We start from the raw sequence: 24842 nt of genomic DNA on the forward strand, positions 1-24842 counted from the left end.
GTCTTCCTTAACCGAGTTATATTAATACCAGTCATTGCACTGGTGCCGATAAAGCTACTTTATGCTCCACATCTAACCAATAAGAGATTGTCAATAACCCATTCCTTTTATGGTTATCATGTTAAGACATAACGACTAGTAAACCGCCTTAACCTTGTCGTCATAGCGTACGCCCGGCAGGATGCATAGCATTTCGAACAATAAGTTCGCTGCCAATACCGAGGTGTTACCAAATGGATCATACGGTGGTGACACTTCAACTAAGTCCCCACCCACCACATCTAGGCCGCGCATACCGCGAATGATTTCGATACCTTGAGTAGAGGTCAAGCCGCCGATTTCAGCGGTGCCCGTACCTGGGGCAAATGCAGGATCGATACCGTCGATATCGAAGCTCAAGTAAACAGGACCATCACCTAGCTTTTCACGTACTTCAGCCATAAGCGGTGTTAGCGATTTGTACCAGCACTCCTCAGCAGGTACCACACGGAATCCTTGCTCAGTTGACCAGTCAAACTCTTCAGCGCTATAGCCTGTACCACGTAGACCAATCTGCACCACACGATTACCATCGATAAGGTTTTCTTCAACAGCGCGGCGGAACGGCGTACCATGAGCGATTTTTTCGCCAAACATATCATCATTGATATCAGCATGAGCATCGATATGCACCATACCGACAGGGCCATGTTTTTTGGCAAGTGCACGCAGGATAGGCAACGCGATAGTATGATCACCGCCTAGTGTTAGAGGAATCGCGCCATGTTTGACAATTTTATCGGTATAGAATTTTTCGATGATATCAACGCTTTTTAGCAGGTTGAAGGTATTGATAGGCACATCGCCGATGTCAGCGACTTGTAATGACTCAAAAGGTGCAGCGCGAGTGGCCACATTGTAGGGACGAATCATTCTTGACTCATCACGAATCTGTCTAGGACCCAATCTTGCACCGCTACGGTTGGATGCACCAATATCCAAAGGTACGCCAACAAACGCCACATCTAACCCTTCAGCATCGGCTTGAGTTGGCAGACGCATCATAGAAGCGAAACCGCCAAATCTTGGCATATCGTTGCCGCTTAATGGTTGATTGAATGTCATAAGTTACTTCCTTGTTCTATTTGGTTTAAGTACACAATTTGCTACATGCCATTGACAATACATAAATATAAGAGAAGGAACCATGGTAAAATTTAGAAGTAAACTTCTATTTTTTCGTAGTAAAGTGCGCTTATAGGTCGCTATCAGAAGTTTATGAAAAGAAGTATCGATTAAAAGATGATATTGATTGATAAATGAGGAGCTGCTTTTGATATTGGATGAACTGATAAAGATAGACATCAAAACACTACGCAGCTTTATGGCTATCGTAGAGTGCCAAGGCGTGACGGCCGCCCAGTCGCGTTTGAATGTCACTACTTCTGTGATCAGTGGACACTTAACCCACTTAGAAGATCGCTTAGGAATGACGCTGTGTCACCGTGGTCGAGCAGGATTTAAGCTCACAGAGGACGGTGCCGCTGTTTACGAGGCATGTTTGGGCTTTACCGAATCAGTCGCCAGCTTTCAACATCAGCTGCATTACATTAAACAATTAGACTCAGTTCATGGCGGGCACATCAGACTTTGCTTGATTGATCAGATGCCCAAGTTTTTTTATGATGCGCTTAGACAACGTCTAGCCAACAGCTACCGTAATAACCCGTTAATACACTTTTCTATCGACGTACAAAGCCCTGAGAGCATGTTAGAAAAGCTCTTGAGTAACGAGAGTGACATTGGCGTGGGTTATTTTGGCAGCTTTCCACCTTTACTGACCTTTAAGCCAGCATTTGTTGAAAAACAAGTGGTCTGCTGTGGACGCGAGCATAGGCTATTTTACAACTCAGACGGATTAACTTTTGAAGATTTAGAACAGAACTATCCGTGGATAAAAAGAGGCTATGTGGTAGAACACCATATCAATCATATTCGCCCCAAGACATTAAGCGCGACTACTTATCATATGGAGGCGACAGCGCAGCTTATCCTTGCGGGTCACCATATTGGCTACTTGCCGCGTGATTTAGCGAAGCGTTATGAGGGTATGGGACTGATGAAAATACTACTGCCTGATGAGGCAAGCTATGATGTCGAGCACCATTGGGCATATAGAGAAAATCAGCCTAAACAAGCGGCTGACTTTTTGAATAAGATGATGAATTTGCTATAAGATACCACTAGGTTTATTACACTATTGCAGACGGTTGTTGGTACTTTAGACCAATGGTTCTTAGCTTCCCTTTGTCATCGACTTCCTTAATAACCAATGACCACTCGTCACTCACCACAACGGTATCGCCCGACACTGGCGCGGTACCTAAATGTGATTTAACGTACTCGGCCACCGTCTGCTCCCACATGTTTTTTGCGCTGTCTTCATCGGACGTTTTGAGTGTTTTTACCAGTGTCTCAGACGCCATAATTCCTGTAAAAAACGGCAAATCTCCAAGTTTGACACTCGGTGATAGCAACCAATCGCCATAGAAATCATCGATAGCTTTGCGATCTAGTGTCGTGTCATTAAAAATCTTGGCGATTTTGCTCGCGTGATTACCTCTCATCGCATACCAGACACTGTCGCCGAATTTTAGCTTTGTATTGTCATCGACTACTACGATTTGCTGATTACGGACTAGCGCAAAGACACTGATTTCATCTGGATTGATACCTTTGGAGATACCCATAGGATGACGCCCAATGGCAAATGCGCCCGACTTTGCCTCAAACTCATACAGCGTGATACTGGCCTTATCGGATACCCAGACTTCATGCTCCTCTTTTGGGTCTTTATTGGTTGGAATACGTACCTTAAACAGATTGGCCATCGTCGGGATGGTTGTGCCTTGCAAAATCAACGACAGAACCACGACGCCAAAGGCAATATCAAACAGCATAAAGGCGTTATCTATCCCAGCCATGACGGGTAAAATTGCCAAGGTAATAGGCACTGCACCGCGCAAACCAACCCAAGAGATAAACCCAATCTCTCTGTCTTTAAATTTGAAAGGTTTTACGCTGGTATAGACGGCAATAGGACGCGCGACAAAGATCATAAAGAGCGCGATTGCAACCGAATAATGCCAGACATTGAGGACGTTTGACGGAGTGACCAATAGTCCCAATACCACAAACAGCACGGCCTGCGACAGCCAAGCAAAGCTGTCCATCACTCGCATGACATGCTCTGTCGAGCGCACCTTGTGGTTGCCGATTAACACACCAGTGAGGTATACCGCCAAAAATCCACTGCCGCCAATGAGATTGGTCGCGGCGAACACAGCCAAGCCAGCAGAGAGAATCAAAATAGCGTACATGCCTTCTGCCAAATGTACCTTGGGCAATAATCGGGATAAGAAATAACCGAATAACAAGCCCATCCCTAGCCCAAAGCTCAGCTGCTGTAGCAATAAAACTAAAAAGCCGAATACTGTCTGACCATCAGGATCAACATTTAAGGCAATCAAACCAGTGACTAATAAAATAGCCAAGGGATCGTTGGCACCAGACTCAAGTTCAAGCGTGGCTTGCACACGGTCGTTAAGCTTGACGCCGCCATTACGTAATAGAGAAAATACCGCTGCTGCATCGGTTGAGCCGACAATCGCTGCCATCAGTAAACCAAAGCGCCAATCGACATCAAGTAGCCAAGTGACGAAGACCCCTAGCACCATGACCGTGACCAACACACCCCACGTGGCCAGCGTAATCGCAGGTTTTAGCCCTACTCGAAACGATTTAAAGGACGTACGTAAACCACCATCTAGCAAGATACAGGCTAAGGCTGCCTGCCCAACGAAATTGGCTAGCGCATATTGAGAGAACTCAATACCCAAGATACCCTGCTCGCCTGCCAACATACCCACTATCAAAAACAGCAACAACAATGGTACGCCTAAGCGCGCCGACAATGTACTCGCCATGATACTGGCGAAAATTAGTACTGCGCCTACGAGATACAGGATATTTAAGGTATCCATTTTTTTTGAGCCCTATTTTTTATTATTAAGAATAGTAATTGATTGCGATGGGGTTTTCGTTATCTTGCTGTTAGGAGATATTACACCAGTGAGCCTATCATAAGCGGCCATTATTCAAAATATGAATGACAATTATTTATGATGATATTAGCATCACCATCAGAACTAGCAGCCAATACTAAATCAATAAAAATACTTCAATAAAAAAAGTTCAAATATCAAAGTGAAGCTTGTAAAATACTATTACTGTGTTGAAAACCTCTATGTCTTAATATTACTTAACCTTGAATGTATTGCCATGTCAGTACCAGAATCGCAGCCGCAACTGTCCAAGCGACCACACCTAATAGCAGTGCCTTGTATAAACTCATATAACTGATGCTAAAAAACACCACAAAGGTATAAATCAAGTGCGGTATGACACCAAGCATACTGAATATCAGCGCGACCTTTAAATCAGCGGGACTGCGCTCAGTACCAACGATAAAGTGACTAATTAACGTAAAGGTGGGAAATAGTGGCGCAAGTGCCGCCAAATAGAAAAATCGGGTTTGGGCGAACATTTGAATCGCCAGTACCATCAATGCGCCGATAAGCATTTTTAACCAAATCACGACGGGTCTGTCTCCTGTTGACTATAAAGGCTGAACGTAGCCCAATCCGCCATGATACTAAAGTCTGTAAACTGACATAAGAGCAATCGCTGATTAATTAATCCGTATGATAAAAAAATGCAAAAACCCCATCTAGCTAAGTTGCTAAATGGGGCTGTTACTTCTATTCAGTACGCTTTTGCGAATGACTTAGTCCTTTTTTGGTTTTAGTGCCGCGCTGATGTCTGCTAGCAATGGTGGGATATCATGCTTGTCTGCAATCACCTCAATCATTATAAGCTTATCGGTAGTCGCAGCAGCTTTGTCAAAAGCAGATTTTAGCTCGCCTGCCGTCTTTGCTTTGAGTAGTACACTATTTTCTTCTGTCGCGCCGAACGCTCGCGGCATGATTTGCCAATCGCATTTAGGGATATCGTTATAGTATTGGTTTTCGCCATGAATTGCGCGCTCTACCGTATAGCCATCATTATTGATTAAGACGATTACAGGGTTGATGCGCTCTTGAATCATGACCGCTAGCTCTTGGATCGTTAGCAATGCTGAACCGTCCCCAATCAATAATACACTGCGCTTATCTGGCGATGCGATTGCGGCGCCCAAGCTGGCAGGCAACGTGTAGCCAATTGAGCCCCACATCGGCTGCCCATATGATGTCACCCCTTCTGGCAGACGCACATCACTAATACCAAAATAGGCCGTCCCTTGTTCAGAAAACACCAAGTTATTGTGATCTAAGCGGTCAGCGATAATATGCCATAAATCATCTTGGCGGATAGCCTCACTATCTTTGCCTTTTTGTTCGTGCGGCTTAACTTCTTCACAGAAAGGTTTTGGTACGATATCAATGTCAGAGGTCATCACTTCATGCAGGGCTTGCAACGCATCTTTTAGCGCAATCGGTGCAAAGTTCTTACCACTGATAGAAGCACGCTCATAGTGCAAGTCTACGACCACATCTTCATTGATATCTTGGCTAAACCCTGCGGTTGTAGTGTCAGTGTATTGCACCCCTACTTTGATAAGGCATTCGCAGTTTTCTACCGCATCTTTCACAATTGGACGTGAGGCAACACCCGCATAAGTGCCTGCCCAACGATCACTATTTTCATCAAGTAGCGTCTTGCCCCAAGATAGCGTGGTATAAGGAATATCTGTATCAGCGATCAATGCTTTGAGCTGTGACTGCAATCCCAAACGATGCACCATCAAATCTGCCATTAATGTCGTGGTCTTGTTTGGCAAAAACTCGGTTAGTGCTTGCTTAAAATCTGATAATGCCGCTTGGCTGGTAATATCTTCTTGGCTATCGATCAACTTGGTCGTTGGTGGATAGATAGGCTGGCGCGCAACGTCTGGTGATAATAGTAAGTAACCTGGGCGATGCTTTTTGAGAATCAAGCGAATTACTCTATCAATTTCTGAAGCAGCATTTTCAGGAGTAAGCTGCGCACGGGCTACCGTCACTGGCTCGACCATCTTAATAAAATGGTTGAATACGCCATCACCAAGCGAATGATGAATACGGCGCTTTGAGTCTTGTAGCGCTGTGCTTGGCGCACCTACGATATGCAATACCGGCGCGTACTCAGCAAAAGAACCTGCAGTTGCGTTAATCGCTGATAGTTCGCCTACACCAAAGGTCGTCACCATAGCGGCAAACCCACGCTCGCGTGCATAGCCATCGGCAGCATAGCCAGCATTTAGCTCATTGGTGTTACCTACCCAGCGCAATTTATCAGAGGCGAGAACGTTATCCAAAAAAGTTAAGTTAAAATCACCAGGTACGCCAAATATCTCAGATGCACCCGCTTCTGCGACACGATCAAACAAATAATCAGCGATGGTATATTGTTGACTCATTTTTTATCCTTATGACTTATCTTTGTAAGTATTGATAATTGTGAATGTGATTGAGGTTAAATTATAAAGTGCGTCCCAGCTTATTTATGTACTACAAAGCTTTTGGAATACATATTATAATAAACCGTTATAACATATATCTATGGCCAGAAGACATGCCTATTTTAATAACTTTAATTTTTTTCGTCATAGGTGTTGACACAATAAAAAAACTGCGTATAATACGCCTTCATCAACTGACGATAGTTAATTGATAATTAGCGGGAATAGCTCAGTGGTAGAGCATAACCTTGCCAAGGTTGGGGTCGAGAGTTCGAATCTCTTTTCCCGCTCCAAATACTTAAAAAGCCTCACTTAACAGTGAGGCTTTTTTTTGTCTAATTTTCAAGGGTTACAGCGTTTTTATATCTTATTTCCCAATCAAATTATTAAGTTAATCTAACGAGATATAGGTCTCGAAATCAGCACCGTGACCAAAACGTGACCATTTCGTGCCCACGCTATAAACACTGTTTTTGTAATTGACCCCAACTTACTATTCCTACCTTTATAAGAAGCGATGCTAAAAAATATTTTCTTAGTATCACTTTTCCTTTTCCACTGCTTTTTTACAATTAGCTCATAGCGTGACCAAAACGTGACCAAAACGTGACCAAATCATGAAAAAGTAAATATAAAAAATAACCCCAACCTTAATTTTATACTTTGAAGCGCCTTGTATATAAGGCTATACAGCTGTTTCTCTACTCATGTATTTCCAGTTTTATAAGTCTTCAGGACTGGTCACCCACATCTTTATTTGGCTTATAGATAAACAAGTCACCCACCTGCACGTCTAAAAACTCACATAACTGGTCGATAGTATTGAAATCAATTCTTGATGACTCTTCATTATATAGTTTATGAAGGGTTGATTTACTCATGCCTGTTGCTCTTACAACATCTGCTACACGCAATTTTTTCTCTGCCAAAATAACAGGAAGTTTAGACACGATCATAAAAATTACCTCTTTTCGGGTAAAAATGCTTTACATTGCAGTAAAAAGGTAATATATTACACAAATCGGTTATTAATTACCTCTAAGCGGGTAAATCTTAACTGATTCCTTCAAGATGCATTTTTACAGGTTGATAAAATAATTTTTATTCTATCACTTAATGCAATGACTTAATAACTGAAAAGAGGTAAATACTATGAGTAATACTTATTTAACAACTGATGAGTTAGCCGAACGCATCAAGTACGACGCACGTACTATCCGCAATCAAATGAAAGACACCGTTTTGATTGAAAACATTCACTACATACGCCCGTTTGGTGGTCGTAAGATTCTGTATGTATGGGAACGTATCGAAGAAGATATGTGCAAGCCGGTTATGAGCGCTATCAACGGTATGGCACTTCAATAAAAAATAAGGAGATTTACTATGGCTACTATGCGAGGACGGTTTGGTAAGCTGGTCGTTGACTTCCGCTACTTAGGTAAGCGCTGTCGAGAAAAGACCAGTTTAGAAGACAACCCAGCTAATCGTAAAAAATTAGCGCAAGTCATGAAAAAAATGGAAGCAGAAATAACTTTAGGCATCTTTGACTATGCTGCTTACTTTCCAAAAAGTGAACGAGCACAGGAGATGACGGCACTGGCTGATAGAGCAGAAGCTTGTATCAGTCGCAATCCGACCTTTAAGGAGTTTTCGAAAACGTTTTTTGAGGAGAGGAAGATTGAATGGCGACCGAGCTATCGGCAAAAAATAAAGATTATTCTAGATAAGTATCTCTTACCTGAGTTTGGTGGTAAAGCGGTACATGCCATAAAAAAATCAGACTTGCTGACCTTCCGTAGCTCCCTCGCCAAAGTTCGTTACGGTAAAGATGGTCAGTCAAGTCTGTCAGTAGCACGAATCAATCAGATTATGATACTACTTCGTATGATACTAGAAGAAGCATCAGATCGCCATGAGTTTGAGATGCCTTATAAAAATATTAAGAATCTTAAACAAGCTCGTCCGGATGTAAACCCTTTTACATTGGCTGAGGTATGGCTGATTTTAAAGCATGTTCGAGCTGACTATAAGCCCTACTACACTATTCGCTTCTTTACAGGAATGCGTACCAGTGAGATTGATGGGCTGAAATGGGACTGCATTAACTTTGATCGGCGTGAAATCAGCATCAGAGGAGCGTTAGTCAATGGTGAGATGGGTCCGACGAAGACATTAGGCTCACAGCGTGATATTGCAATATCACAGTTAGTGTATGACGCCTTACTGGAGCAAAAGACTCGTACCTTTGGTAAGTCAGAGTTTGTGTTTTGCAATTCACAAGGCAATCCAATGGAGTACCGTAATGTGAATAGACGGATATGGAAACCCACGCTTGCCCTACTCGGTCTTAAACATAGACGTGCTTATCAGACTCGGCATACCGCAGCGACGCTTTGGCTCGCTGCTGGTGAGAATCCCGAGTGGATAGCTCGTCAGATGGGTCATAGCAGTACGGAGATGCTGTTTCGGGTGTATAGCCGTTATGTGCCTGATATTACCCGTCAAGATGGCTCAGCGATGGATAACTTGCTGTTAGCTAGCAAGGAGAAGCTAATCAGCGCATCGAATAGCTCTGACAGTGAAGGGCTAATCACGAACATACAGGCTGCCAAGGAGACGTTGCAATGAAAATCATCAATTATGAGCATCTGTTTGGTGAGTTTAAACGGGATGGTGCAATCAGTGTAGATGCAAACCTTATCGCCAATGCATTGATGCGTGAGTTGTACGTTTCATCGGGTTATAACCTAGCACGCTTCTTGGGAGTGAAACACTGCTTTAATAACGATATGGCGATGCGTGTGTGGGTGCAGAAGCGCTTGGATGCTCAGGATGGGTACTTTGTAGAAGATATGCGCAGTCAGCTTCAAAGCGAGCTTTATGAGCTACTACCGCACTCTGACTATGGCAGCTACTGAGGAGAGTATTATGAGTATAAAACTTCAGCCTAATATGACGCAGAGCCCATATGATATCAAAATATGTGAGGATTACTGGGCATATGATAATCAGAGCGGCTTTATTAAACATGTGCAGACGCTTTGTGAAAAGTATGAGGTAAGTCCTCAAATACTGTTTGAGACAATCGCTCAGTGTTATGCCTACTTGGACGATGTTGTATGTGAATACTGCGGCTATGCTTGTCCAATTGAAGTACCTGCCGACATCCCTTATATGCGGGCAAAAAATAGTTGGTTATGCACAATATGTGAGCATGCTTTATGGCGGACAGATCAAGCAAACAAATGAGCATTAATTATCCAAAAAGCCAGACAGCTTTGAACTGACCCCCAAATCTTCGACGGTTTAAGTTTATTTCAAGGACTGAGTTCTGTATTGCAGAGGACTCAGTCCTTTTAGTATAATGAGAAATCTTTTACTTTTTCAGTTTATTATCTAACGAATTCAACATAGCATTTACCACTATACTTGATGATTTAATTTTTTTGATCTTACTAATCAAATCCATATCAAAATCTTTGGTAATCATACCCATGCTTAATAACGAATTGATAGAATCTAGTGCTGCTATTTGTACTTCAACATTATCTACGCTTAAAAAACTTAGTAATAAGTTCATAGATTTTGAATCGTTAAAGTCTCCTAAGACATCAGCACATCTGATCAACCAGAAAGAATCTCGATCTCTCCAATCGTTATTTATAGTCAACCAATCCTCGTTTGAGAACTCGCAAAGTTTGACTTCAGCAAAGCTAATGCCTTCATCGGACCAATAGTCTTCTGAGAAAGAAGACAATAAATAATTATCAAAATCTTTAAACATTTTATTTACCTCCAAATGATTCAGGAGAAGTACAGCCTCGACCACAAGGATATCCAGCCGTCACATTATCTCCTATTTTAATAACTTCAACTTTTTGAACCGCCCCGGGATTGTCGGAGACTCAACATTCTGAGAGAATACGACAATGAAAAGACAAACCTACAACCCCGAGATTAAAGAACGCGCCGTTCGCATGCCGATTGAAGCGTCGGGCGATTATCCATCCAATTGGTCAGCAATCCAAGCCATTGCCCCTAAGATTGGCTGCACGCCTGAAACCCTGCGCTCCTGGTATAAAAAGCACATCGATCAAACTATTCCGGCATCCGTACAAGCGCAAAGCTAAGAGCAACGCATTAAGGCGCTTGAACGTGAGAATAAAGAGCTCAAGCAAGCCAATGAGATTATACGTAAGGCTGCTACTTTTTTCGCCCAGGCGGAGCTCGGCCGCCCACTAAAGTGATGGTTCATTTCATTGATGATCACAAATATCAATACGGGATCGAGTCAATTTGTAGAGTACTACCGATTGCTCCATCAACCTATCACCCTGCTAAAGACTTGGAGGATTGCCCTGAGAAGCGTTCCCTTCGCAGTCAGCATGACGACTTTTACCTCAGTGAAATCAGACGCATCTGGACTGACAGTAAGTGCCGCTACGGTGCACGCAAAGTCTGGCAGCAGATGAAAGCGGATGGCATTCATCTAGCTCGCTGCACCGTAGAGCGCTTAATAAGCCAGCATGGCCTACAAGGGTTTTGGCGTGATAAGGGTAAGATAACCACCAACAGCCGTGATGACCAGAAGCGCGCTGATGACTTGGTCAATCGCAACTTTAGCACCCACCGCCCTAACCAGTTATGGGTTGCGGACTTTACCTATATCAAGACACTGAGTGGCTGGGTATATACCGCTTTTATCATTGATGTGTTTGCTCGCGTTATCGTGGGCTGGAAGGTATCTGATCGCATGAACACCGATATGGTGATGGCAGCATTAAACCAAGCAATAGCAGATAGAAACCATCCTAAAGATGTCATTCATCACAGCGATCGAGGGGTTCAGTATTTATCTATTCGTTATACTGATAAAATGTGTGACTCTGGTATCATCGCTTCTGTTGGCACAACTGGTGATTCATACGATAATGCACTGGCTGAAACGGTCAATGGGCCGTATAAGTCTGAGGTGATTGAATATCTAAAGGAAAGCTGGACTGGCGTCAACGACGTTGAATTAGCAACCCTTGAATGGGTAGACTGGTTTAATAAAACCCGTTTGCATAGTACGATTGGTTATGTGTCGCCTTTTGAGTTTGAAAAGCGGTATTATGATAATTTAACCCTGTCAGGCATTGCTGCCTGACTCAAGTAAATCACTCTCCGATATAGTCGGGGCGGTTCACAGTAGCAGTAGCCAAATTAATTTCATGATTTTTGATGCCACCTACTCTAAACTCACCAAGTGACACTCTATTATTTGCTAGTCATATCTTGATTGAAATTCTCAACTTTCAACATATTAGTTCCCCAGTTGAAATGTAAAATAGAAAAGATCAACGATATATGAGTTTATATCGCCGATCTTTTAACTACGTATTAGGTTATATAATCATGCGCTAAACAAACACAATATTACGCAACAGGTATATAGATCAGATTACCCTCAAAATAAGGATCTATCCCATCAGGTTTAGCAAGCGTTGGACCGTCAGTATTATTATTAAGTCCATGTGACATAATAAGTCCAGAGCCGTTCTCAAATTCAAACAACACCCCTCGCTCGCTTGGTAAGTCCAGTATTTTAGAGTAAGTCTCAGAAGTCTCTTTGATAATGGTCACTGATTTGACTACTTGATTGAGATAAATACTCCACTCATCAAAATCTTTAGCATAAAAAGGAACGGCGTCTTCATCTTCCTCTTGTAGCCAGTCACGGTGCTCACCATTTTCCTTTTTTTCGACCCACATTAGCACTGTATTTTTACGAGAGTCGCTAACACCACCTATGACCAATCCATCTTCAAAATAGAATAAGTACGGCCCTAGCGGATCACTAAAAAAGTCTTCAGGTTCTATAAAGTAGTTGTCGATAAGCTCTTGTTCAGGCACATCGTTAAATTTAATAATATTGATAAGTTTACGCCCCACTAAGCTAGCAAGCAATTCTGTAAGGTTACTAGGTAAATTCATATCATAAACTGATATTGTCATTTGTTTTTACTCGCTTCTTTAATTAATAGGTTTATCATAGTTATATTTTTCGGCGAAGGCTTAGTCTTAGGATGAATATATAATGGATCACTAATTACAACTTTGCCATCTTTGCCAATTAAAAACTGTAAATCATCAATTTTTACTTTTTGTTTTACCATTTTATCTCTGATGGCTTTTAAGTCTCTAGCACTACGGGCATTTAATAGGCTGGTATCTGCATTAGCTACTAACTTGATTTTTCCTGATTTACTATCTAGCGCAGCAATGTCTTTTGAGCTTTGCGCATAGCGATCCATTATCATCGCAGGTGCGCCATCATGTGTAGTGGTTCTAGCGTTGACCACTGGAAAGCCTAGGTCTTTAAGCTGTTGTAACTTAGCTGCTTCGTCTTGGAGGGCTGACAGTGGCTTACCAGACTTTAGCTTACCGATGACTGTTTTTTCGTCTATGGCATAGACGAGCTTGTTGCCACCTGTCCCGATAACGTTGGCTTGTTTGCCCTTCACTATGATAGATGCTAAGTCACAACAATTCGCATTATGAACCCAAATACCCATCTCACCGATATGATAGGTGCTAAAGTCTTGTACTTCAAAGTTATAAACCGTGTCTTTTTTGTCTAAAGCAGTTTGACTCACTACGGTAGCTGTCGCCCTTCCCTGCTTATCTAACAGCTTCATTCCAGCTTCTAAGATAGATGCTTTACGCCAGCCTTCACCGTCAATCCAGAAGGGATGCTCTGCTGTGGTATTGATAGTTTCTTTTAAGCCGTCATAGTGCTTTATCTTAACTTCAAAGATAGCAGCATTAGGCGTGACTTTGGTGGCAATGACAGGACGATAGTCATATTTGTCACCAAACTCCTCTCTCGACCAAACCAGTTCGCCACGCTCTATTGTTTCAATTGGTTTTAAACCGTGAATAGTGTGAATTAAGGTGCCTGCGGTGAAACATTCACCTGTGCTACAGGTTTGCGCAGCTTTTTTTATAGGCGTACCGGTCAATACCTCATTACCTGGTTTATAAGCAGGTATATCAGAAACAGCCTTCTTACTAGCATTTAATTTAGCAAGTTGTTTAGCAGTATAAGTTGTTACTTTTCCACCTTTTCCTATAATTCTAATACCACTACTACTTATTTTAACGGTTATTCCAGCAGCTGCGCCTACAGGACTGTCCATTAAAGGTCTAAAGATGTGTATCGCAGCATCTTCTACATCGAATCCTAATGTTTTGGACATATCTGATACGAAGTTATCGAAGTTTTTACGTGTTATAGGTTGAGCTTTAGTTCCCCATACTTCTTGTATATCATCCCACTCTCCCGGGTAACTAGCGATACAACCATCGTAAATTCCGCAATCATTTAAATTATCACCACTATCTTGCTGAGACTCTAGCTTTTCCTTGTTACTTGCTAATTGCTCCTGCTGTGCTTTTGCATCATTAGTGGTCGTGATTGGTTTAGGAGTAATGGTCGTGCGCTCTTCTGCAATCGCACCACTGTTTGCCCATGTGCCAAGGTTATAGGCACTGTTACCTGTTTCACCCATAACATGAGCAGCCGCTTCTCCTTGTCCATTTTGATGCGCGGCTTCATGGTTGATGATTTCTACTACATTACCCATACTATCCGTGTTGATGTAAGTATCCGTCCCATTCATGACGTTGGTCGTACCTAGAACATTATCGCCATTTACGTTACGTAAATCATCAACAAGACTGACTTGAGTACCATCCGCATCAGTCCCTGTCGTGATAGCGGTATTAAACTGATTTAGGGTATCATTATTGTCAACGGTATTAGTCAGCTCTCCTTCTACTATAGCCTCTACCGTCGCGTTAAGGTTGACCGTGTTATCACTCATACCTGTTTCTAGGTTATTAGTGAGCTGCTTGAAATTGTCTTTGGCTTTATCAATGCCTGATTTATTTTGACTGTCAGGGTTGCCATTCCCTTTATCAAATAGTCCCGCAGTAATGGCAGGTACAGCAAGCCCTGCCGTACCTGTAATAGCTGCAGTAGCTTTCAAGTTCTTCGGCAGATCCCTTTGCTCATCAATAATCTCAGCCCGACCCGCATTCGTCAGCACCCGAGTATCAATACCCGTATCGATAGCCAGTCCACCTGTTTGCACATCTTTGATAATCGTTTCAGTATTCAAGGCGTCACGGTTGACGCCTGCTAAGCTGTCCTTACCTGTGAGTGCGTCCCCTGTGACAATAGCGCCTTGGCCAACAGTGGCTTTGGTGAGAAACATAAAAAAAGCTACGATGCATGAAGTATCGTAGCTTTCTGATCTAATTGCGCTTAACTTTTATGTGTACGGCTCATCCCACACTACAATCAGTAATGTTAATGAGCGATTATCCAGCCATTTTTTAAAGCAACGCTTTGTGTATCTTGACGTAAGCTTTCAATGCCTGCTTCGTTTAATCCCTTTTCAAGTAATAAATCCAAACTACGCATGAGCATCTCGTAGATAAGCTGTTGCTGACGCTTGGCATCTCCATTGACAAACTCAGGATAGTCAATTTGTAGTTTAAAATCCATTTTTTTAGTCTTGGATGAGTATTTTATGACTTCACAATACCGCTCTTGGTCTACTTTGTCTTTCATTAAAATGGCTATGCAGCGCCATTTATCTAAGTCTATATCATAGTCTTTGTCTGCAATTTTCGCATTGATTTCATCTTCTAAATAAATTATAGCTAGTCTGAATGGCTCTAAAACATGTTTTTCTACTTCACCTGACATCCATAATTTCATAGCTGCTCCTTTAATCATTGATAGGTTTTATTTAGCTCTGGTTTTTTGCCATTCTCTTTTTCATATTGTTTAATCATTTCAGTTTGTTTTCTATGCATTTCTTTTTTAGTACCCTTTTCTAAAGGAGTATAAATCACACCCATTTTTTCAATTTCATCAGTAGAATAGCGCTTTTGGTTACCTACCCCGTAGCGGTCTTCACCATGAGTAGTTTCGCCATATTTTTTCGGTTCACCTGTACGGCGACAGGTCAGGCAGTATAGTTCAGCAGGCTGATCACCCAACGTATTACCATGCTCATTCGGCGAGCTAGTTGTCCGCTGAACCCCTTTATCATCAATCACATAGTAACCACCGCTCTCTCGTTGATAGATTTCATTACCATTATTATCAGGCTTGCCCGTGCTGGTTAATCTTCCACCATTTGGACCTGTGATACTACCATCAGAGTTGTTGGTATACGCGCCTTCTCTAGCATCACCGATAGCGCCTCTTTGACTATTACCCATACTTGGAATTGATGACCCGCCGTTTGTTCTAGTCCCAAGATAGGTGACACCAGCTGCACTTCCTAACGCTACCGTAGTAATAATCCCAACACCTTCTTTGGTCAAGGCAAGCTGCTCTGATAGCTGTTTGGTCGTCTGATTGCCTTGAACATAGGAGCCGTCTGTCAAATTATTAACGGTATCTACGTTTGAGTTATGTACCCAGCCTGTCGCCATATTCTGTACATAGTCTATTCCTTGTTCCAGTTTTTCACCAACCAAAGCATCCGTAATCACTGGTTGAACCAAAGCGACAGGACCTTTTAGCGCCAGCGTCACAGCGAGCATGGCATCATCAGGATTTATACCAGTCAGCGCAACGACTTTGTCTACCTTGCGTTTGATCTGTGCACTTTTAGAGAGCATGTCAATTGCTAAGTTGCTGTCATTACTAACCGCTATTGAATCATTGCCGATGACAGCAGTGTCTGATGATGCATCAGGTAGCAGTGTTACTCTATGAGCAGTTACGGTTACTGTATCTAAAGTTACAGACGGTACTTCATCATCATCATAATCTCCGTTACCTGCCTGTAAACTTGATGTATCAGGACCACTACCTGTATCATCATTGTTACTACTTAAGTCGCTAGTAGATGTATACTCGGCTGCCGTATCAGAGTTGACTTTAGTATCCTTGGTATCATTAATGGCTGCATAATTATTGAGAAGATAATTACTAGAAGCGATGTCTTTTTCTACCTCTTGGATGGCTTGTTCTTGAGTCAAGCCATCTTTATCCATATAGTCTAAAACGGCTTGTTGACGGTATGACTCTTGATAGGTAGCAGCTTCAGCCAGTAGATTATTGATTTCTTTTATCTCTCCGAGCACTTCGGTGTTGTTAAACATGGCCTCGAAGTCTTCAGGCTCTCCTCCTTGTTTGATATATTCAGGATACGCCTCTAATAAGTCACCGCCTACTTCCTTAAACGCTACAGGTACTTCAGCCAGACGAGCTTCCATATTATCTAGCACAGCTAGCGTTTTTTGTTTGAAGTTATTATCAGGTAAGCCTTTGACTAAATTCTCAGTAGTTTGTCTGACATTTTCAGGCAACTTCTTTTGCTCTTTGATAATCTCAGCCCGACCCGCATTCGTCAACACCCGAGTATCAATACCCGTATCGATAGCCAGTCCACCCGTTTGAACATCTTTAATAATCGTTTCGGTATTGAGACTGTCACGGTTGACGCCCGCTAAGCTGTCTTTACCTGTAACTGCGTCCCCTGTGATAATTGCGCCTTGGCCTATAGTGGCACGGGTTTCACTTTCAAAGTCGCGGCCTGTATTGCCTAGCTGGATGCCAACGTTATTCAGGCTCTTACCAGTTGGGGTACTACCAACGCTTAAGCTACCACCGATACTGCGCTGCTCTTCGGCTGCTGTGTTGATGAGATCTTTTGTGGTCAGGCTGCCTGTGGTGAAGTTAAGTGTGCCGTTGGTTTGATTACCGTCGTTATCGGTGTTTATCTTAGCAACGATACCACCGATATTAGTGGTACTGCCTGCGGTGAGGCTGTGGTTGTCACTGCTATAGACGATACCGCTTTGTTCAGCGGCCATCAGGCTTTGACTGCTACCTTTAGATTTATTGGCGCCAATACTACCACCGCTTGGTGCGCCACCTGCGAAGTTGATGCCAATATTACCGCCTGAGCTTTTGTCACTGCTGCTGGCACTGTTTTGAACTGTTTCGATATTCAGCGTGTCCGTGGCATAGCTGCCACCACTGGCATTGATACGACCACCTGTTAAGTTGGTCGTATCTGCGTAGCCGTTAAACTCTCCAACATTGAGCTCGCTGTTGGTGTAAGTGTTACCTTGGCTTTGAGCGCTGCTTTGCTGCTGGCTGATGCCAAGACTGGCACTGCCCGTGGTGCTGATGCTACCAGTTTGACTACTCGTTTTACTGGTGCTGCTACCACTACTCGTGTTGGTACCTGCATTGAGCGTAAAGCTGCCAAGGTTATCAATGTTGAGCTTACCAATATTGCCTTTGAGCCCGGTACCCGTAAAGTCATCGCCGACAAAGGTTGCATTAGCGCCATTGAGCTCTGTACCTTGCCACTCGCCTTTGCTTTGCGTATCGGTGCTAGTGGTTCGAGTGTGCTCAGCTTTCGCAGTGGCACTAAAGCCTGCGGTAGCATAGGTATTAGTGGCACTAGCTGCTGTGCTACCCAAATTAATCTGGGCATTAGCGAGGTTAAGGGTAGCGGCAGCAAGATTAATCTCGTAATCTTTCACAGCATCTGCACTGAGCTCACCGCGTGACACTCTATCCTTAGCATCGCTTAGCTCGTTTTTGGCAGCAGCGACCGCTGATCCAGCTTCTTTAACCTGTTCAGCGGCGCTAATGACATCAACTGAAGCATGATGCACGTCGACACTGATGCGAGTGGTATCCGTTTTATTGTTATTGGTAACGGTCTCTGTATTTTCGATACCACCTAAGTTTGTAGTCTTAGCTCCGACTAATAGGCTACCAGTTTCCTCATTAGCATTGAATTTAGCCGCTGTGGTGGTTAAGCTGCCATCTGTCATGTCTCCAAGGACAGTGATATAGTCACTGTCGATCTTGACGCCTTGATGAGTAACAGTTGTTGTTGTCTTAGTATCTTCACTATCGGTACGAACGACTGCGCCAAGCTGTAAGCTGTCGCTGTTTAGCTTGATACCTTCGCCACCGATGGTTTCTTCTTGTCGTCTTTGGGTGTTAGTACTCGTAGTAGTAGCCACACCAAAATCAATATCATCCCCAAGCACAAATGTACTGCCACCCACTTGAGTGGTTGTAAAGGTTGTGCCATTTGCTTGAACCGTTTTCCCGCCGACGTGGATGTTGTTACCTTCCAAATTAGAGGCAGCCTCGCTAGTACTGCTGCTAGTGTCTTCACTACTCTTACTAATCGTAATACCATCAGTAATGCCTAATGTACCACCGATAACACCCGCCACTTGCATACCAATTTTGGCAATACCTTTATAGGATTTTTGCTTGTTGTTCCACTCACTGTCTTCAAGCTCAATGGTGCCAAAGGTTAAATTATCAATCGATCCTGATTTGATAATAGGCTTACCGTTATCATCAAGCTGTAAGTTACCTTGCACATCAGTAGCAAGAGAAGCATCTCCAACTTGTAGGTTGCCATTTTTTGCTTGCAATCTTGCGGCATTTATATCGACATTTTTACCGTTTACGTAAACGCTGCTGCCGCTAATACCTGTCTCGTTCAAGGTCTCACGCTCATAACCTTTTTGTTGGCCAGTTCCCTTGTAAAAATTGCTGGTAGTGCGAACTGTACTTTTCGCTGCTTGGTCAACAGCAGACTGAACCGTAACGTTTCCTTGCATTGCGGTAACTTCTGCCACTTGTACGGCATCTACATTAGTACCAACCAAGCTGACATTACCTTGATTAGAACTGATAATGACATTACTACCAGTAATATCACTAGTAACCGCTGTATTGGTATAAATACTTTCATTTTCAGTGTATTTTTTCTTACCATAAAACTTCTTTTTCGACCAGCTGCGAGAAGTCTCGCTACTTGTTTCTTCTCTTCCTTCAGTAAAGGTCACATCATTATCAGCGATAACGATAGTATTACCCATCTCGTTATTTATCTGCGTGGCCGTACCTGTAATATTATTACCCGCTGTAATACGGATATCACCTAATTGGCTTTGAAGCTCTGTGCCTACATCAACTTTATGCGCGGAATTATCGATGCCAGTATGGTCTTTAAAATCATTGACATTGACATTTTTTACGGCGTTAAAGGCAATATTATTACCTGCTTCAAGCGCGATACCTGTCTCGGCATTGATACTAGCATTAGACAAGGCAATATTATTACCCGCTTGCATTCCAATTTGACCAGCATCTAAACGGCTACCTATACTGGTACTACGCTCAGAATGGCTATCTCTACTAGCAGATGAGCTATAAGAGTCATTTTTATGGCTTTCTGTGCCGTTTAGCAAGTTGATATCTTGTCTAGCATTAAGCAAGGCATCGCCACCGACCGTGATATCAGCTGCAACACCTCGAATAGTATTAGCCGAGAGAGTCAAGTTACCCGCCGTAGCCAACTTGCTGCCTATATCTTTTGAATAACTGGTATTTCGATAGTCACTATCACTAAATTGATGGCTCTCACTACTACCTACATTTAGAGCATTCAAGTTTATATCATCGACCGCAGATAACGTGGTGTTACCTACATAATTTTGAATGTTAGCGCCAGTTGCATTGATATTTTTCCCAGCGGTGATACTTAGGGTGTCCTCACCAATGACAGATGAGTCTTTATTGCCTACGGTGATACTTGCTTGACGATCAATATAAGTCACACTATTACTATGACGTTCATTATTGGCTTGGCTAGTAGCCACTGTACTATTAATATTGACATCACCGCCAGCATCTAAGATCAGTTTGCGCTGCGCTACAATGTCACTATTGTTATTGATATCTTGCTTAGCTGTTAGATCAACGAAATCACCACTGAATCGATTGTTATTAGTGATGTTATTGGCATCGATAGACATATATCCTGAGGTAGCGATAGTAGCGTTATTAACGACATCACCACTAAACTCTCCATAGAAGTTATTACTCGCAATAAGAGAGCCATCGCCTTTTATACTGTCTACTTTTGCAGTGACGTAGAGCTGAGGTACAAGCACATTAAGATGTGTACCATCGTCCAAGGTGACAGACTTTTCAACCAGCCAAACAATATCTTGGGTAAGCTGTTGCATTTGTTCTGCAGACAAAGCCACACCAGGTATCAAGTTGTATTGCTGTGCAAATGCTACACCTTGATCCATTAGCTGCTGATATTCTCTGGTATCATCTCTATAATCGTTCAAAAACCTCTTACCAGTAAGTGCCATTACCTGATCACGAATCAGCTGTTGCTCGTAGTAACCATCACCTAGACGCTTGTGAATCTTATTAGGGTCCAAATGCAACTGTTGCAACATATAATCTGACGAAAGCCAATTAGATTGCTGTGTAAAATCTCTGTCGGTCTCCACAATATAGTTAGCATTTGAATCACTACTGACCCCATACAACGCATTAGCAGGGACAATATAGTCCTTGTTTAAAGTTCTAACTTCACTATCGCTATCTCCACTATCGACAGTTATAGAGATAGACTTTATAGTCGTTGTCTCATTAGATTGATCGATAGTGCTATTCGTACCATCTCCCACTAATGTATCGACTATTTTTTTGAGGGAATTTATATCGAAATCAGCTTGAGAATGCTCAATCGAGTTTTGATCCTCTGTTATTATTTGATCAGCAGTAGCAACATTGCTACTCAATAGTTTGAATAATAGCTGCTGTTGTTCGACAGGCAGTGCTGAAACATCGCCTGAATTATTTACAATGTTTATTATCAGTGTTTGAATATCTGTAGAGGCACTCTCATACGCTTTAACGGATGTTGTATTTACACTATCATTGATTTTTACGTTGTCTTTTGTATTACCAAGCTCTGCTGATGACGAACCTTTCGTTTGGCTTGAGGGTTGGTTGATTGCAGCACTTGATGATGAATCTACTATTGCACTGTTTTTTTCAAGTATTTGTAATATTAGCTGTTGCAAACCGTCGGTTCTAGTTTGACTTGAAGGTTGGTTGATTACAGCACTTGATGACGAATCTGCTATTGCACTGTTTTTGTCAAGTATTTGTAATATTAGCTGTTGCAAACCATTCGTTTTAGTTTGACTCGTTTTTATTTCAGCACCACTGGTGGCAGCAGTTACATTATTGCTGTTTTGAGTATTCCCTAATAATACTTTAACCGCTTGGCCAACGTCGTTTTCACTTTCGATGATAGTTGCATTAGATTGAACCCCTCTTACATTATCAGTCTGACCGAGCTCACTAGAGCTATTTACCTTTGAATGGTCATTGCTATTTTTTTCATCATAATCAGTATATGTCGCATTTTTAACTTGCTGGATAGTGATATTTGCAGAAGAAATATTTCCTTTAGCGATGTCTTCTGACTCGTTGTCTATATTCTGATTTTTAAGAGTTTGCGCTGTGAGTCCATTAGATAGGATCGCTAAATCGACAGCGTTTTTAAAGACTTCATCTTCTTTAGGATTGTCCTGTTCTGTTACCCATTTGCCCCCATTACCTTTTGCATAGTAGCGTATTTTACTATCTTCATAGCTAATATATCGATTCCCTAAGGCTTGATTAGGGTCTGTTACTAGATTTTTGCCGATAAAATCTATATCGCCACCAACAATAACCTGACTTTTATCATTACTAAAATTATCACCATTCACGATAAGGTTTCCACCTACAACTATACGTGAAGGATCACTACTTAGTGTTTGGTCTTCTTTTACAACCTTAGTGTAACTAGTTATATCAAACCATTTCGTCGTTCCAGTATTGTGATCCTCGTGCCATCTTTCAGGAGAATGAATAAGGAAAGCGTTTGTCTTTGAACTAGTATTACTAAAATCCTCGTTTTTCAATCTATCAATAGCTGATACAGAGAGGTATGCATCATAGAAGTTGTTTTCATCCCAACTAATACAAGCTTCTGTAGGGTTTCTATAATCTGTACAATAACCATCTCCACTGAGCTCATATGTCCCACTGTTACTAATTCGACTTCTAACTGCCTCCATTTTTTTATCTAGGCTAACCTCTTTTACTTGTGTGTCGATTTGGTAAGACGCATTGGCATTGTTGATATCTTTGACCAACAACTTCATATCACCTATAGACTCAATAGTAGCGCCAATATTATTTAAGGTATTGGCTTGACCAACTGCTTCTAGATCACTGTTAAGCTCTCCACCTATAGTCATACTACCTGCGCTAAATATTTTAGCCTGACCTTCGAAATCTGCAGCAAACTTATTATCGCGGCTAGCTCTTGGTAAGTTATTGATAACATTGGCACCGATATCAAGACTTTCACGTGCAGCGATAATAGGTGCTTTGGTGGTTGAATCTTGAGCATCTGAAGTAGGTGTATTGTTGAGCGTTCCTGTATTGATGGCCAAATGCGTTCCATAGATACGCCCTCCACTTTCGTTATCAATACGATCTTTAATATTTAACCAAGTCTCATCACCGTTGATCAGACCTTTATTAAGCAATGTATCCGCCTGAAGGTAGGTATTTAGATTCCCTTCAATACGAGAGGTTTCTCCGATATTCTCGATACTCTGAGCCGTAAGGTTGATGTTGTTAGCAGATAATGCACCTTTGTTGACGAAACTACCATCCGTTTTAAAGCTCAAAGTATTACCAGCTTCCAATACTGTCTCGTCGGTATGTATATACTGCTCAGTAGGGTTATGTAAGTTTATATCTAAATTATTGGCTGCTTTTATTTCTCCACCACTATTAGATAGCTCTTTTGAGTCTATAAATATATCGTTGCTTGCAAAAATTTGACCGCTTACACCCTTGATACTGCCATTAACCAATCGTAAACCAGTATTTTGCAAAGATTTATTAATATCAACGTTCTTAGCTTGGATCAAACCAGCAGAATTATCTATTTCAGTATTAGCATTTAAATTGACACTCTCTGTAGCACTTATGACACCTTGTTGATTGTCAATATTGTTAGCATTGACCACTACTTCTTTACCTTTCAGTACTGCATTACTATCTACTGCTTGATTAAAGCCATTGATAATATTATCGACCGTTATTGAAAGATTGTTTCCCGCTTCTATTAGTCCTCCCTGACCACTAGCGTTTTGGTTTATAAGCGTGGTTACTTTACCCTTATTATTAAGAGTAATATCAATATTATTGTTGGCATATATCGTTCCATTCACATTACTCACAGACTCTGAATCTATGCTTTTATTTATATAAATGTTGTTAGCTGATAATATTTGTCCACTATCATTTTTAATAATGGGAGCAGATAAGTTTATATCCTTGTTAGAAACAATATAGCCACTTGTATTGTCCAAAGAGTCAGTACTTAACTTAATATTTCCTTGTGCTTGAATTCCTGTCTTACCTAGTAGTGTTTGGGCATTTGCTATTTTTTTGGTATTAAGAATCAAGGTGTTTTCACTATTTTGCTGTATTAGTCCTTGAGTGTTATCTAAAACAGATTGATCAGCATTGACCGTTAAAGTATTACCACTAACTATTTTTCCTTTAGTATTGTCTAGAGTTTGGGCATTAGTCGTTAACGTTACATTTCCTTTTGAGTTAATCTGCCCATTAGAGTTATCAAAATTAACCCCACTTTTTATATTGACACTCTTTTCACCACTGACATAACTATTGTGATTAGAAAACTCTTCAGATTGGATATTTACTTCTTCATTGATTGAGGCAATATCACCTGATTGTCTATTGAGTAATTTATCATGAACATTAATTGTTACTGTCTGATTGGCTAATATTTCACCGCCATTATTAATTATATTGCTAGCTATAATTTTTACAGCTTTGTTAGCAGCAATTTTGGCATTTTCATTGTAAATATTGTTATTGGCATCTATTATTAAATTACCAGCAGCCAAAATACCTGTAGGTTTGGAATTATTTATAGTATTTGAGTTACTTAAATTACTGATCTCTTTAATAGACAAATCAGCATCATTTGTAGTTTTGATTAGTCCACTATTATTTGATACATTTTCAAACCCAGAAATTATCAGTTGATGATTGCTACTGATCTCACCTGAGTTATTGTTCAATGTCAATTGACCACTTAGTTTTGAAAGGCTATCAGTGTTGTCCTGTATTGAAAATATTTTACCGAGAGTATTGTCTATCGCTTGAGTATCAATTACGAAATTACCAGCCGTTAATACTTCTCCAGAAGCATTATTCAAAGAGCCACTAGAGTTAATATTCAATGCACCCGATCCTGAATGCTGAATCACTCCTTTGCTATTGTTTAGTCGCTCGGAGTTGATGGTCAGGGTTTGAGCGTTACTGCCAAGATAGCCACTT

15 protein-coding genes, 1 tRNA gene, 1 pseudogene and 1 other annotated feature are annotated in these 24842 nt (G+C 41.6%); of the genes and pseudogenes, 7 read left to right on the forward strand and 10 right to left on the reverse strand.

What is annotated here, in order from left to right:
• Nucleotides 1–135: 135 nt before the first annotated feature.
• Nucleotides 136–1104 (reverse strand): agmatinase, encoded by a 969-nt coding sequence (gene speB, locus ACQKC9_RS01730; protein WP_057760617.1) that lies wholly within the window; start codon nt 1102–1104, stop codon nt 136–138.
• Between the two features lie 208 nt (nt 1105–1312).
• Between speB and ACQKC9_RS01735 the strand changes: the two genes are divergently transcribed.
• A complete protein-coding gene (locus tag ACQKC9_RS01735) occupies nt 1313–2215 on the forward strand; it encodes a LysR family transcriptional regulator (protein WP_427620267.1) in 903 nt (300 codons plus the stop codon).
• A 16-nt stretch (nt 2216–2231) separates the two neighbouring features.
• Here the strand turns inward: ACQKC9_RS01735 and ACQKC9_RS01740 are convergent, their stop codons facing one another.
• The 3 genes from ACQKC9_RS01740 to ACQKC9_RS01750 form a co-directional block, all read right to left on the reverse strand.
• Nucleotides 2232–4022, reverse strand: coding sequence for a potassium/proton antiporter (locus ACQKC9_RS01740; RefSeq protein WP_201607887.1), 1791 nt, complete (start codon nt 4020–4022; stop codon nt 2232–2234).
• Between the two features lie 278 nt (nt 4023–4300).
• Complete coding sequence (locus ACQKC9_RS01745; RefSeq protein ID WP_224737711.1) at nt 4301–4636, reverse strand: GlpM family protein; 336 nt, start codon at nt 4634–4636, stop codon at nt 4301–4303.
• A gap of 189 nt (nt 4637–4825) precedes the next feature.
• Nucleotides 4826–6496, reverse strand: coding sequence for an alpha-keto acid decarboxylase family protein (locus tag ACQKC9_RS01750; protein ID WP_427620268.1), 1671 nt, complete (start codon nt 6494–6496; stop codon nt 4826–4828).
• Nucleotides 6497–6756: 260 nt separating this feature from the next.
• On the opposite strand from ACQKC9_RS01750, the gene ACQKC9_RS01755 reads away from it, so the two are divergent.
• Nucleotides 6757–6831 (forward strand) — tRNA-Gly (locus tag ACQKC9_RS01755).
• Between the two features lie 438 nt (nt 6832–7269).
• Here the strand turns inward: ACQKC9_RS01755 and ACQKC9_RS01760 are convergent.
• Nucleotides 7270–7494, reverse strand: a complete 225-nt coding sequence (locus ACQKC9_RS01760) for a helix-turn-helix domain-containing protein (RefSeq protein WP_193008784.1) — start codon at nt 7492–7494, stop codon at nt 7270–7272.
• Between the two features lie 196 nt (nt 7495–7690).
• On the opposite strand from ACQKC9_RS01760, the gene ACQKC9_RS01765 reads away from it, so the two are divergent.
• The 4 genes from ACQKC9_RS01765 to ACQKC9_RS01780 are packed head-to-tail and all read left to right on the forward strand — an operon-like array spanning nt 7691 to nt 9790.
• Nucleotides 7691–7906, forward strand: coding sequence for a hypothetical protein (locus ACQKC9_RS01765; RefSeq protein WP_011513303.1), 216 nt, complete (start codon nt 7691–7693; stop codon nt 7904–7906).
• Nucleotides 7907–7924: 18 nt separating this feature from the next.
• Entirely contained in the window at nt 7925–9169 is a 1245-nt protein-coding gene (locus ACQKC9_RS01770; protein WP_427620269.1) for a tyrosine-type recombinase/integrase, read from the forward strand.
• Nucleotides 9166–9459: a hypothetical protein gene (locus ACQKC9_RS01775; protein WP_427620270.1), complete on the forward strand. Its 294-nt coding sequence runs from the start codon at nt 9166–9168 to the stop codon at nt 9457–9459. Before ACQKC9_RS01770 ends, ACQKC9_RS01775 begins: the two co-directional genes overlap by 4 nt.
• A gap of 10 nt (nt 9460–9469) precedes the next feature.
• Nucleotides 9470–9790, forward strand: a complete 321-nt coding sequence (locus ACQKC9_RS01780; RefSeq protein ID WP_427620271.1) for a hypothetical protein — start codon at nt 9470–9472, stop codon at nt 9788–9790.
• Between the two features lie 127 nt (nt 9791–9917).
• Here ACQKC9_RS01780 and ACQKC9_RS01785 read toward each other — a convergent pair whose 3' ends face one another.
• Nucleotides 9918–10325 carry a hypothetical protein gene (locus tag ACQKC9_RS01785; RefSeq protein ID WP_427620272.1) on the reverse strand — a complete coding sequence of 136 codons (408 nt, stop codon included), beginning with the start codon at nt 10323–10325 and terminating at the stop codon, nt 9918–9920.
• Nucleotides 10326–10470: 145 nt separating this feature from the next.
• Between ACQKC9_RS01785 and ACQKC9_RS01790 the strand changes: the two are divergent.
• Nucleotides 10471–11690, forward strand: a pseudogene (locus tag ACQKC9_RS01790) (IS3 family transposase).
• Nucleotides 10746–10862: a sequence feature (AL1L pseudoknot), on the forward strand. (Overlaps the previous pseudogene by 117 nt.)
• 269 nt (nt 11691–11959) lie before the next feature.
• Here ACQKC9_RS01790 and ACQKC9_RS01795 read toward each other — a convergent pair.
• The 4 genes from ACQKC9_RS01795 to ACQKC9_RS01810 form a co-directional block, all read right to left on the reverse strand.
• Complete coding sequence (locus ACQKC9_RS01795; RefSeq protein WP_427620273.1) at nt 11960–12538, reverse strand: hypothetical protein; 579 nt, start codon at nt 12536–12538, stop codon at nt 11960–11962.
• Entirely contained in the window at nt 12535–14802 is a 2268-nt protein-coding gene (locus ACQKC9_RS01800; RefSeq protein ID WP_427620274.1) for a polymorphic toxin-type HINT domain-containing protein, read from the reverse strand. Before ACQKC9_RS01800 ends, ACQKC9_RS01795 begins: the two co-directional genes overlap by 4 nt.
• A 95-nt stretch (nt 14803–14897) precedes the next feature.
• Entirely contained in the window at nt 14898–15311 is a 414-nt protein-coding gene (locus ACQKC9_RS01805) for an Imm44 family immunity protein (RefSeq protein WP_427620275.1), read from the reverse strand.
• Nucleotides 15312–15325: 14 nt separating this feature from the next.
• Nucleotides 15326–24745, reverse strand: coding sequence for a hemagglutinin repeat-containing protein (locus tag ACQKC9_RS01810; protein WP_427620276.1), 9420 nt, complete (start codon nt 24743–24745; stop codon nt 15326–15328).
• Nucleotides 24746–24842 lie beyond the last annotated feature (97 nt).

This window comes from Psychrobacter sp. NPDC078409 (assembly GCF_050268505.1).
Classification (GTDB): Bacteria; Pseudomonadota; Gammaproteobacteria; order Pseudomonadales; family Moraxellaceae; genus Psychrobacter.

Coding starts and splice junctions, on each gene's coding strand:
- speB (WP_057760617.1), bottom strand. CDS start 1,104: ATGACATTCAATCAACCATTAAGCGGCAACGATATGCCAAGATTTGGC.
- ACQKC9_RS01740 (WP_201607887.1), bottom strand. CDS start 4,022: ATGGATACCTTAAATATCCTGTATCTCGTAGGCGCAGTACTAATTTTC.
- ACQKC9_RS01750 (WP_427620268.1), bottom strand. CDS start 6,496: ATGAGTCAACAATATACCATCGCTGATTATTTGTTTGATCGTGTCGCA.
- ACQKC9_RS01760 (WP_193008784.1), bottom strand. CDS start 7,494: ATGATCGTGTCTAAACTTCCTGTTATTTTGGCAGAGAAAAAATTGCGT.
- ACQKC9_RS01765 (WP_011513303.1), top strand. CDS start 7,691: ATGAGTAATACTTATTTAACAACTGATGAGTTAGCCGAACGCATCAAG.
- ACQKC9_RS01770 (WP_427620269.1), top strand. CDS start 7,925: ATGGCTACTATGCGAGGACGGTTTGGTAAGCTGGTCGTTGACTTCCGC.
- ACQKC9_RS01775 (WP_427620270.1), top strand. CDS start 9,166: ATGAAAATCATCAATTATGAGCATCTGTTTGGTGAGTTTAAACGGGAT.
- ACQKC9_RS01780 (WP_427620271.1), top strand. CDS start 9,470: ATGAGTATAAAACTTCAGCCTAATATGACGCAGAGCCCATATGATATC.
- ACQKC9_RS01785 (WP_427620272.1), bottom strand. CDS start 10,325: ATGTTTAAAGATTTTGATAATTATTTATTGTCTTCTTTCTCAGAAGAC.
- ACQKC9_RS01795 (WP_427620273.1), bottom strand. CDS start 12,538: ATGACAATATCAGTTTATGATATGAATTTACCTAGTAACCTTACAGAA.
- ACQKC9_RS01800 (WP_427620274.1), bottom strand. CDS start 14,802: ATGTTTCTCACCAAAGCCACTGTTGGCCAAGGCGCTATTGTCACAGGG.
- ACQKC9_RS01805 (WP_427620275.1), bottom strand. CDS start 15,311: ATGAAATTATGGATGTCAGGTGAAGTAGAAAAACATGTTTTAGAGCCA.